General features: G+C 44.1%; 10 protein-coding genes. 6 read left to right on the top strand and 4 right to left on the bottom strand.

From position 1 onward, the window contains the following. Positions 1-190 precede the first annotated feature (190 nt). Entirely contained in the window at positions 191-436 is a 246-nt protein-coding gene (xseB, locus tag W234_RS0101740) for an exodeoxyribonuclease VII small subunit (RefSeq protein WP_025644148.1), read from the top strand. Positions 437-535: 99 nt separating this feature from the next. On the opposite strand, the gene pncB is transcribed toward xseB, so the two are convergent. The 4 genes from pncB to W234_RS0101720 all read right to left on the bottom strand — a co-directional run bounded on the left by pncB (position 536) and on the right by W234_RS0101720 (position 7,180). Beyond that, complete coding sequence (gene pncB / locus W234_RS0101735; RefSeq protein WP_025644147.1) at positions 536-1,762, bottom strand: nicotinate phosphoribosyltransferase; 1,227 nt, start codon at positions 1,760-1,762, stop codon at positions 536-538. 512 nt (positions 1,763-2,274) lie between these two features. Continuing rightward, on the bottom strand, positions 2,275-3,162 hold the full coding sequence (locus W234_RS0101730; RefSeq protein ID WP_025644146.1) for an ATP-binding cassette domain-containing protein: 888 nt from the start codon (positions 3,160-3,162) through the stop codon (positions 2,275-2,277). 78 nt (positions 3,163-3,240) lie between these two features. Next, positions 3,241-5,211, bottom strand: a complete 1,971-nt coding sequence (locus tag W234_RS0101725; RefSeq protein WP_025644145.1) for a glycine betaine ABC transporter substrate-binding protein — start codon at positions 5,209-5,211, stop codon at positions 3,241-3,243. Between the two features lie 538 nt (positions 5,212-5,749). Beyond that, a complete protein-coding gene (locus W234_RS0101720; protein ID WP_413771568.1) occupies positions 5,750-7,180 on the bottom strand; it encodes a coniferyl aldehyde dehydrogenase in 1,431 nt (476 codons plus the stop codon). Positions 7,181-7,581: 401 nt separating this feature from the next. On the opposite strand from W234_RS0101720, the gene lipB reads away from it, so the two are divergent. The 5 genes from lipB to W234_RS14645 all read left to right on the top strand — a co-directional run bounded on the left by lipB (position 7,582) and on the right by W234_RS14645 (position 11,036). After that, positions 7,582-8,400: a lipoyl(octanoyl) transferase LipB gene (gene lipB / locus W234_RS0101715; RefSeq protein WP_025644143.1), complete on the top strand. Its 819-nt coding sequence runs from the start codon at positions 7,582-7,584 to the stop codon at positions 8,398-8,400. Between the two features lie 174 nt (positions 8,401-8,574). Continuing rightward, positions 8,575-9,105 (top strand): inorganic diphosphatase, encoded by a 531-nt coding sequence (locus W234_RS0101710; protein ID WP_025644142.1) that lies wholly within the window; start codon positions 8,575-8,577, stop codon positions 9,103-9,105. A gap of 205 nt (positions 9,106-9,310) precedes the next feature. Continuing rightward, positions 9,311-9,775, top strand: a complete 465-nt coding sequence (locus tag W234_RS0101700) for a hypothetical protein (protein WP_025644141.1) — start codon at positions 9,311-9,313, stop codon at positions 9,773-9,775. Positions 9,776-9,959: 184 nt separating this feature from the next. Continuing rightward, positions 9,960-10,793, top strand: coding sequence for a cation transporter (locus W234_RS0101695; protein WP_025644116.1), 834 nt, complete (start codon positions 9,960-9,962; stop codon positions 10,791-10,793). Between the two features lie 99 nt (positions 10,794-10,892). Then, the gene (locus W234_RS14645) at positions 10,893-11,036 is read left to right on the top strand and encodes a hypothetical protein (protein WP_178377961.1); all 144 of its coding nucleotides are present in this window, start codon (positions 10,893-10,895) and stop codon (positions 11,034-11,036) included. Positions 11,037-11,044: the final 8 nt, after the last annotated feature.

The raw sequence follows: 11,044 nt of genomic DNA, 5'->3' as shown, positions 1-11,044 counted from the left end.
GAAGCTGGGCTAAAGCGCTAGCCTACGATGTATCTTTTTATTAAATTTAAAGTTTTTAATCTTTAAGTTTTTATCAATTAAGCTATGTAGGGCGCGCGAGGCGCACCATTAAATATGTTAAACCTGCAAGAATATTCGTAAATTAAACTTTAAAAACAACTCTTAAAGTCATATCAACAAAGGAAACCCTATGGCCACTTCGACTCGTAGACGTAAAAAAGCCGCCCCAAAAACCTTTAAGGCGGCCTACGATATTCTAAAAACCAATGCTGCAGAATTACAACAGCAAGACGAGCCAGATATCGACAACCTAATGACGACGGTTGAAGAGTCTATCGCCGCTTATCGCGTCTGCGAAGAGCGTATCAATGCCGTGCAGCAAGCGTTAGATGCTGCTTTTGCTGAGGAAGTCGTCGTCACTGATGAAGATGACTGATTAGACTTATCCACCCCTCTTTGACATTACAACTTCAAATAAGAATTTGCTGGGTTAAAAACCCAGCCTACATAAATAATATAAAGCTAAACTATTACGCTACTCCGGGTCATCAACCTCAAACACTTGCCGTAAATACGCCAAATAAGTGTCATTGTTGATCATGGTTTTGCCAGGGCTATCTGATATTTTCGCTACCGGCTGACCATTACACTCTACTAGTTTGAGTACAATATTGAGCTGCGTCAGACCCATGTCATTAGTGAGATTCGTGCCAATACCAAAGCTGGTTTTGATCCGATCCTTAAAGTACTGATGCAGCTCCCAGGCTTTTTCTAGGTTTAAGCCATCACTGAAGGTAATAATCTTGGTTTTTGGATCTATTTTTAGTTTTTTATAATGAGCGATGGCTTTATCACCCCAAATATAAGGATCGCCGCTATCGTGACGCAGGCCATCGAAGAGCTTGGCAAAGTACAAGTCAAAATCGCGTAAGAACGCATCCATGCCTACCACATCAGTCAAAGCGATACCCAAATCGCCACGATATTCATGCACCCAAGCTTCTAATGCCGCCTTTTGCGAGTTACGCAAACGCACGTCTAAGGCCTGAAACGCTTGCATAAACTCATGCGCCATCGTACCTATTGGCGTCATCTCCAGTGTCTTGGCTAACAATACATTGGACGTGCCGCTGATAATATTGGGCTCAGCCTGATGCAAGGTCTTGACCACGTGCGCTTGCCAGCGTTTACTAAAGCGCCGGCGCGTACCAAAATCCGCAACGATAAAGGGCGGCGTATCACTCTCATTATTGACTTGCTGCTCGGCATACTGATGCAGCAAAGCCACTTTATCATCGAGTCGGCGCTGCCCCTCGGCGATCACTTGCGGATTAGATAAAGCATTAAAATATAGCTCATTGACAATAGCCAGTACAAATACCTCAAAAAACATCGCTTGAATCATTGGCCCTTCGATATCGATGAATAAGCGCCCTTTGCTATCAGTACTGACGGTGATAAAACGACGCTTGAGCTGAAATAGCTCTAAATAATCGACAAAGTCTGAGCGCATAAAGCGTAAGGTTCGTAAGTACTCTAATTCGTCAGGCAAAAACCGCAGTTCACAAAGACTATCTAGCTGCTGCTCTAATGATTCTTTGATGGTCGCTAGCGGATAAGCAGCATCATTATTATTGCGGCAGCGAAAACGATACACCCCATGCGTCTGCGGAAACTGATGCAGCATTGCTTGTAGCATAGTGAACTTATAGAGATCATTGTCTAACAAAGAGGTGATAATTGGGGTATGAGTAACAGCCATACGGTAACCTTAGCGTGTGGATTTTATAATAAAGAGTTTTCTAGCAAACAATAGCAGTAAACAAAACAGGGTTTAAGTATAACGCCATTATCTAGCATTTGCTTATCTGCCGCTTAATAACCTCAAAACCGTTAGCATACAGTCATGACTGGAGCAACTTCATTAACGGCGCGTACCCTAATTGCGGCTTGACACTGACAGGGATAAAAAATGACCAAAATACAGACCAATCATTGAAAAGCTAGAGACGACTTGAAAAGGACTTTGGATAAGATATCGTAGATAAAACGAGCTTTAGTTGAATTTTTTTGCTTTGGTTTACTTTGGGTGGCTTATTTTAGCCTCATATTACGAGCATTAAGAGGCTAAAACAATGAGCTAATGTTAATACGACTATCTAGGCATTAAGATTGTGTTAACCAGAGAAGAGACTCACTTTAAAATATAGCGTGTAAAACCCGCCTTTAAGCAAGCAGGTTCTATCGCGGTAACTATCTTTATTTATTATCGCTTTAGTGCTTCGCACTCATAAACTGCGCAACATAGTCATCGGCAGGATTGTCTCGCAGCTCATTTGGTGTGCCGGTTTGTACTAAGCGCCCGCCGTTTAAGATGCTAATGCGCTGCCCGACTTTGACCGCCTCATCGATATCATGAGTGATAAAGACGATGGTCTTATGCAGCCGAGCCTGTAGCTCTAATAGCTGATCTTGCAATTGACCACGGATGAGCGGATCGAGTGCGGAGAAGGCTTCATCCATCAGCAGTATCGGGTTATCGGTCGCTAAAGCGCGCGCCAGCCCTACCCGCTGCTGCATACCGCCCGATAATTCATCCGGGTAGCTGCTCTCCAGATTCGGCAGACCAACCTCAGCTAACCAATGACGAGCAATCTCATGACGCTCGCTGACACTCATTTTGCGTACGCGCAGTCCGTAAGCGACGTTTTGTAGCACAGTCATATGCGGCATCAGACCAAAATGCTGAAACACCATGCTGACCGTATGCTGACGATACTGCTGCAGGCCTTTATCATCCAGATCTAAGATATTTATGGCTGAATGGCTCGTATGTGTATCGGCAGCCGCGGGCTTACTAATGTTAGCAGCTCTATCATTTCGCATGTCTGTATTGACCCAAATCTTGCCAGTAGTCGGATCAATCAAACGATTTAGATGGCGTATCAGCGTTGATTTACCTGAACCCGACAAACCCATAATGCAGTGTAGCTCACCGGCCTTTATCGCTAAGTTGACATCGTATAGCCCGACCGAATAACCGGTTTGTGCTTTGACACGCGTACTGTCCATTCCGTCAGCCAATAAGTCTAAGGCAGACTGTGCTTGCTTTGGGCTTGCATTATAAATCTTACTGATATTTTCTAGTTTGATATGATCCATCATTTTTCTCAATAGTTATTAATTATGCCCGTGTTTGCTATTTAGTCGTTGCTCATAAGGGCGAATAAAAAGGTCAGCTTAACCTATCGTTGGGCGGCGACCTTCTTCGATGGTCTTTTGCCGCGCGCGCTTACCTTGACCAAATGCTTGGCTGATACGGTCAATAATAATCGCTACAATGACAATCGCCGTACCTGCCTGCAAACCTTGACCGATATTGAGCGTTTGAATAGATTGCAGCACATCTTCGCCTAGTCCCGGCGCGCCAATCATTGAAGCTAGTACTACCATCGCAAGCGACATCATTACCGCCTGATTAATCCCTGCCATAATACTCGGCAGCGCTTGCGGCAGTTTAATCCAGATCAGTAGCTGCCAGTGTGTACTACCAAATGAGCGGCCCGCTTCGATCATTTCATGATTGACCTGGGTAATACCTAACGTCGTCAAACGTATCAAAGGTGGCAGCGCATATATTATGGTGGCAAATAACGCCGGCACTTTACCGATACCAAACAGCATCAGCACTGGAATCAGATAAACGAAGCTTGGCATGGTCTGCATAACATCGAGAATGGGGGTCACAATTTTGCGTAATAAGGCACTCCCTGACATCGCAATCCCGATGGGGATACCGATGACAACCGTGATGAGCACTGAGACAATCAATAGCGCCAAGGTATCAATCAAAGCGCCCCACAGCCCAAATGCGCCAATCAAAAACAGCCCTACGCCGCAAGCGACAGCGAACCATATTTTGCGCACCCCAAACCAAGCCAATACCGTCACTAAAGCGATAATCAGCCAAGGGGGAATGACGGTTAACAAGCGCTCAATAGGCAATAATAAATAAGTCAAGGTTACGCTGCTAATACCACGAAACACCTCTCCGTAATCTCTTACTACCGTTGCTAGCGCCTTATTCAGCGGGGTCTCAAGCGACCATTCTGGGAAGCTTGACGATAGCCCTAGTAAATTATCTGATGCCGTTTCATCATTTAGCGGCGAGTCAATACGAGTATCCCCAGCAGTCGTACCTGTCAAACGAATATCTAGATCAGTCGCCAATGCCGTGGCAGCCTCTGCAGAGAGCCAGTTCTGCCAAATGTCAGGGTTTTGTTGCAAAAACATCAAGGCCTGCTCATCACCGCTACGCTTATTCTCGCTCATCTCCAATATCGCGCCATTGAGCTGGTCTGGAGTGAACTGTACTTTTTTGAAGGCTTGGCTGAGCTCTGGATTGCTATCGAGAAATGGCGTCGATACCGCAATCGCTAAAGGTGACACAGGAAACCCAGTCACACAGTCGGAGGTACCATTGGCTAATAATAGATCATCCCAGCAGCTCTTATCATGTTCAGGGAACTTGAGCGCTGCAAAGTCGTATTTCGCCATCAGTCCTGTCGGCTGCCAATAATAAAACAACAACGGCTTACGCTGCTCAAAGGCGGAGGAAATCTCAGCGTCGAGCGCCGCTCCTGTTCCGGGGCTTGTGATATTAAAGATACGATCTAAGCCGGTGTTTTTGAGTAGACGCACATTGAATATTTCACAAGTCCAGCCTGCAGGACAGTTCATAAAACGGGCTTCATCAGGGCTTTCAGGATCAGTGAATAGCTCAGCGTACTCTGGCAAGTCTTGATAATGACGTAGACCAGGATTATCGTCCATTACGTATTGCGGCACATACCAGCCTTGCGTCGCACCGCCTTTTAGCGTATCGCCAATGATCGTCACTTTATCGTCTTCAATAGCTTGCTCTAAGATGGGTGAGCGTCCTATCCACTGCTCGCCGATGACTTGTATGTCATCTTGCAATAGCGCGTTCTCAAGCGCTGGCCCCGCTCCTGGTACTTCTTCAACGACGCAGCCGTAGCCGCTCTCAGTAATGTACTTGAGGACGCCTGTAGTGAACTGCCCGCTCTCCCAAGTAAGCGCGCCAAACTTAATGGGGGTCTCACAAGACGATGTGGAAGCTGCAGCCGAGGCAGATAAAGGCAGTAATAGTGAGCTTAATAGGAGTAAGCTAAAAACAATCCATTGGCGCATAATAAATCCTATATATGGTTTTAGCGATGACTACTTATGATCAAAGCGAGCTTTTATGACTATTTATGTTTATAAATATTAGCTTGTATAGCCTTTCGCTGGTAGCCATGAGACGGTAATCGCAGCGCCATAAAAGATGGGTATGAAATATGAGTAATGAATAGTATGTAAAACCTTTGCAGGTTTTGACAGTATTTTTTCAAAAAAATAGCGCTTATCAAAATAAACGCTATTTTATTAGGGCGTGTTGAACATTCGCAAATAGGCACTGCTGATTGCTAAAATTGTTCCAGACAAGGCACAAAGCGACGATAATGCAGATGCCTTAGCGAGATTTGTAACGCAGTATGGGGCAATTTTAGCATCAGCCCTCACGACAACAACAGGGACAGGACTCTTTTTTGCCGCTTCATCGTTAAAAATAAGCGCTTAGAATGACTAAACTTATTATTTTTAACATCGAATCGCCTAAAAAATAGTCGCTGTCAGTGCCATGGTCGAATGTTCAACACGCCCTATTCTATTCATTTAAAAAGAGCTATTTCAACATGATACCCATTGCTTTTTTGAAGAACCCACCATAAGGCGGCAATAGTAAATTCATACCATTTAATTTATTTTGTACAAAAATAGGCTTCATATGGCTCAAGCGCTCAAATCCTGCTTGGCCATGATAAGCACCCGTACCTGAATGACCAACACCGCCAAACGGTAAATCATGCTGCACGACGTGCAATATTACTTCATTGATACATAGGCCGCCTGATACGGTATGTGAACGCACTTGCTCAATCTCATTTTGATCATCGCCAAAGACATACAATGCAAGAGGACGCGGACGCGCATTGACATAATCGATAGCGTCTTCTAGCGTGTCATAGTGCACTAGCGGCAGCACAGGAGCAAAGATCTCATTTTGCATCACTTCACTATCATCGTTAGGCTCGCTGACGATAATCGGCGGCATCAAGCGCGTGTCGATATTAGGCTCGGCATCGGTTAGGAGATGCACATCCTCACCGGGCAGCTGATCGAGATAGCCTTTCACGCGTTTGAACTGTTGATTATTGATGATGCGTGAATAGTCTGGATTGTCGGCGATATTAGGATAGTGCTTATCCATCCACTCTTTGGCTAAGCGGATAAATGCCTCATGTTCTTTACGCTGCACCAATACATAATCAGGTGCGATACAGGTTTGACCCGCATTGAGAGTTTTGCCCATCATCACACGATTAACCGCTGACTCAAGATTAGCACCATTTAGCACAATAACCGGCGACTTACCGCCAAGCTCAAGCGTCACTGGCGTCAAATTAGGCGCAGCAGCTGCCATGACTTTTTTGCCGACAGCGGTTGAGCCAGTATAGAGCAAATGGTCAAAGGGCAGCTTGCTGAACTCTTGAGCAATATCAACCTCCCCTAACACTACGCAGACCATATCTTGCGAAAAATAGCGCGCCACGGCCTCTGCAAACGATTGCGCAAATTTCGGCGCCGCTTCACTCATTTTTACCATGACGCGATTACCTGCCGTGAGCGCATCTATTATCGGCCCTACCGCCAAAAATAATGGGTAATTCCAAGGCACCATAATACCAACCACGCCTAGCGGCTGCGGCTGAATCTCATTATGAGCGGGCATATAAAGTGCTGAGATGGAAGCACGGCGCGGTTTCATCCATTTTTTGCCGTATTTTCTAGCGTGACTGATACCGGTAAAGCTTGGAAATAGCTCTGCAAATTGCGTCTCAGACTCACTACGATAGCCAAAATCGGCACTGATCGCTTGCGCTAAGCTATCCTGCCTTTCGCTTAGCATCAGCTCCAAGTTATCCAATTGCTCAGCGCGAGTGGCCCAATCATTGATAGGCTGATCGCGACTTAGCTTATATAAGTGCGAAAACTGCGCGTGCATCTCATCAATGGTCGTTGCAATGCTCAGCGACTGACTCGTCTCGTTTGCCATGTGATGACGAGTTTGCTCAATAATCTGATCATCGGCCTGATAGTTGTTTTGCTGTGTATCTGTCATTTGTCATCCTTGTCATAAAAGCTAGCGTCAAGACGCACTAGCGGGTTGCTCTCTAATGTAGCGTATTGACTGGCGAATGAAAAGCACGATTATCAGACTTATAGGTTCGTATCAGCTAATCATTTTGTTACCGGATATACATGAGCGCTAAAGTAGTACTATATAAACACGAGCACTAAAAACGGCTACCAATTTTGTCTTAAGCTAATAAAAGCACTTAATTTACCGCTATATCTATATTCATTAGATAAAAAAAACTGCTACACTTAATGATTATTTTTAGCCTTTATTATGAGGATATACCTCACTCTACACCTTCTAAAATAGCGAGACTTATGCAGCCTCTTAGTGATACTCTGATTAGTCGCACCTTTGCTGATGCTGATTATGTGGCAACGAGCGATGCAATGCGCGCAAGCATACTCAAGCGCATCGAAGTGAAACAACAGCAAGGGCTGCGGACCCCCGATGAGCTATGGATTGTCGATCACAACGATGTCTATACTTTAGGTCAAGCCAGCAAACCCGAGCACATATTGCAGCAAACAGATACCCCTATCATTCAAACCGATCGCGGCGGACAAGTGACTTGGCATGGACATGGCCAGTTAGTGATCTATTGGCTGTTCGACTTAGACAGCTTAGGCTGGAGCGTACGCAATTTGGTTTCTCACGCAGAGCAAGCCTTAGAAGACGTGATCAATGATTGCCTCAAGAGTCACTGCTCCAGTGAGAGCGCAGCATCAGACTTTAAAGCCAAAGCCCGGCGTGATGCCCCAGGCGTCTACATCTACTCAGGGACAGTTACCGATGAAGCTAATACTGAAGCTCAGACAACTGATAATATTATGCTCGGTAAAATCGCCTCATTAGGATTCAAAATAAAGCACGGTTTTAGCTATCATGGTTTAGCGCTCAATATCAACTGCGACTTATCAGCTTTTAACGCCATTAACCCTTGCGGTTACGCGGGCATGCAAATGCTGCGCTTGGCAGATTTTGTCTCTATTGATAATAACGACGTGGATAACCACAAAATGAATAATAACGAAGCGACGCTCAGTTACAAGCGAGTCAGCCAGATGCTTATTGATAATATTGCACAGCGCCACGCCGGCGATATTGCTCTGCGTCCTGTACCGCCAAAGTCTTAGACTGCATAATATCGTGCCAGTATAGACTTAAGGCAAACAAGAAAAATAAATACAAACTTGTTATACTCGCACTCGGCAGCCATTAAGCATTGCGAGATTTGTGGTTTAATGGCGCGGTATAAACACAGATATTCTTGTTTAATATTCAATAATAGCAACAGTTGGAGACCCTTTATGGCAGATTTTAATCAGATTTTGGACGCCGGTGATGTTGATGGCGGCGTTATCAATGTAGTCGTTGAGATACCTACTGGTAGTAGCCACAAAATCGAATGGAACCGTGAGCTTGCTGTATTCGAGCTTGATCGTATTGATCCGCAAATCTTTGCTAAGCCTTGTAACTATGGCTTTATCCCGCAAACCCTTGACGAAGATGGCGATGAGCTTGATGCGCTAATCATCACTGAGCAGCCACTGCCAACAGGTATCTTTTTGAAAGCTAAAGTTATCGGCGTTATGAAGTTCGTTGATGATGGTGAAGTCGATGACAAGATTGTTGTCGTGCCTGCTGATGATCGCGATACGGGCAACGCTTATAACAGCTTAGAGGACTTACCTAAGCAGCTGATCAACCAGCTAAACTTCCACTTTAGTCACTATAAAGACCTCAAAAAAGCCGGTACTACGGTCGTTGAGTCTTGGGGCGACGTCGCGGAAGCCAAAGAGGTGATCAAAGAGTCTATCCAGCGCTGGAAAGATCTATAAGTGAATACTTGCGTTTTATGATGCCGCTCTTCATTTAACAGTCATTATGTTGCTTAAAAAGAGCGAGCTTTTATTTGCTGCAATCCGAATGGGTTGCAGCATTTTTTTTGAAGATTTGGGTAACGTTTTGCTTAACCCTTAGCGCTTTTAGAGTTGCTATAATAAACGCTATCTGACCAAATATTACTATCAAAAAAGGCTCCTTATGTTTAATCCAGACGCCAGCTCTCAAGCCATCCGTAAAAAACTGCCAAAGTCGGTCGTCATAATGATCGAAAAAGGTAATCTTGTCATGGCCATCAAGACGTTAGCCGCTGACGAGGGTATCAGTATGGACGCCGCTAAAGCGCGTATCGATGAATATGAAGCCGCCCTCAAAACCAAACAACACCAACAACTCACTTCTATCGCCAGTAAGCAAGGCATTCCAAATAGTGCTATTAGCTCAGATAGAGAGGTCGCTAATGAAGATACTGCGCCTCTACAAAAACAACGGGTGAAATCTACGCCTCCTGAATCAGGGTTTAAGAGCTTGCAGCGCGGTGTCGATAGTAAGCTCGATGATATCGGCTATAAAAAACCCCTACTGCCCTATTGGGCTAAACGCCTATTAATTATCGCTGTCGTGATGCTAGGGTTGTTTTGGATATTGTGGCGTATTTTTGGCTAGATGACAGTTTCGTGAGTCTGTTATAGGTGGTTGTTTAATAGTGGTCTGTTTTAAGTAGTCTTTAAATAGGTTTACAGGGTGAAATGACTGGTTCGGTTGGGGTATAGCTTTTGAAACCATTTTTCTTTATATTGTCACTTAGACAGCCTACTTTTTGAACCACTACCCGGATATAAATGTAACTATGAATAAAACAACTTTTAAAATATCGAAGATGGACTGCCCTTCGGAGGAAAACCTAATCCGAATGAAATTAGAGGGCCACTCGAATATTGAACATCTTGAGTTCGACATTCCTAACCGTCAATTAACTGTGTTTCATCATGACAATATAGAAGGGATAGAGACTGCTATTCATGACCTAAAATTAGGAGACACCCTACTCTCGACCGAAACCATTGACCCCTCTGATCCCAACAATAATTTTAAAATTGATGCTGACTCTAGTCACAAAAAAGATGCTGAGCAAAGAAAGCTACTATGGATAGTGCTGGTCATTAACTTTGCTTTCTTTATTATTGAAATGAGCACGGGACTGATTTCTCGTTCGATGGGGTTGGTCGCCGACAGCTTAGATATGTTAGCAGATAGCTTCGTGTACGGAATTAGCTTATTTGCGGTCGGTGGAACGGTCATTAAGAAAAAACGGATTGCTAGAATTGCCGGATATTTTCAAATTACGCTAGCGATTCTTGGTTTTTTAGAAGTACTAAGACGTTTCTTTGGCAATGAGCAGTTACCTGACTTTTCTACCATGATAGTCATATCGATTCTTGCGCTAATTGCAAACTCGATTTGCCTCTATTTACTACAAAAATCGAAAAGCAAAGAAGAAGAAGCCCATATGCAAGCCAGTATGATTTTCACTTCAAACGATGTGATTATCAATTTAGGGGTAATTGTTGCAGGGATTTTGGTTAATTGGTTACACTCTAGTACGCCTGATTTGATTATTGGTAGCATCGTATTTGCTTTAGTTATTCAGGGCGCCTTTAGAATATTGAAGTTGAGTAAGTAGCCAAGCCTAATAACTGAAGCAAATAGCTCAAGTAAGTAGCTTAATTAAACCGCTAAGTGTAAAGTAACTGGGTTTGAAGCAAATAAACATCATAAGGATATGAGACCTCAAGCAATGATTGAACAAACTTTAAATCTAGTCACCACCAAAGACCATCAGCAAGTTGCCGTTTGGCGAATAATAGATGATGAAGTCTTTGATAAGAATCTGGGAGACCTTCCTAAATTTTGTGTAAGTATTTAATCTAAACG

The organism is Psychrobacter sp. TB15 (assembly GCF_000511655.1).
Taxonomy (GTDB): domain Bacteria; phylum Pseudomonadota; class Gammaproteobacteria; order Pseudomonadales; family Moraxellaceae; genus Psychrobacter; species Psychrobacter submarinus.
This window is presented reverse-complemented; position numbering and strand designations above follow the sequence as displayed.

What these genes read in the sequence shown, in the direction of transcription:
- xseB (WP_025644148.1), top strand. Translation starts at nt 191, where the DNA reads ATGGCCACTTCGACTCGTAGACGTAAAAAAGCCGCCCCAAAAACCTTT.
- pncB (WP_025644147.1), bottom strand. Translation starts at nt 1,762, where the DNA reads ATGGCTGTTACTCATACCCCAATTATCACCTCTTTGTTAGACAATGAT.
- W234_RS0101730 (WP_025644146.1), bottom strand. Translation starts at nt 3,162, where the DNA reads ATGGATCATATCAAACTAGAAAATATCAGTAAGATTTATAATGCAAGC.
- W234_RS0101725 (WP_025644145.1), bottom strand. Translation starts at nt 5,211, where the DNA reads ATGCGCCAATGGATTGTTTTTAGCTTACTCCTATTAAGCTCACTATTA.
- W234_RS0101720 (WP_413771568.1), bottom strand. Translation starts at nt 7,180, where the DNA reads ATGGCAAACGAGACGAGTCAGTCGCTGAGCATTGCAACGACCATTGAT.
- lipB (WP_025644143.1), top strand. Translation starts at nt 7,582, where the DNA reads ATGCAGCCTCTTAGTGATACTCTGATTAGTCGCACCTTTGCTGATGCT.
- W234_RS0101710 (WP_025644142.1), top strand. Translation starts at nt 8,575, where the DNA reads ATGGCAGATTTTAATCAGATTTTGGACGCCGGTGATGTTGATGGCGGC.
- W234_RS0101700 (WP_025644141.1), top strand. Translation starts at nt 9,311, where the DNA reads ATGTTTAATCCAGACGCCAGCTCTCAAGCCATCCGTAAAAAACTGCCA.
- W234_RS0101695 (WP_025644116.1), top strand. Translation starts at nt 9,960, where the DNA reads ATGAATAAAACAACTTTTAAAATATCGAAGATGGACTGCCCTTCGGAG.
- W234_RS14645 (WP_178377961.1), top strand. Translation starts at nt 10,893, where the DNA reads ATGAGACCTCAAGCAATGATTGAACAAACTTTAAATCTAGTCACCACC.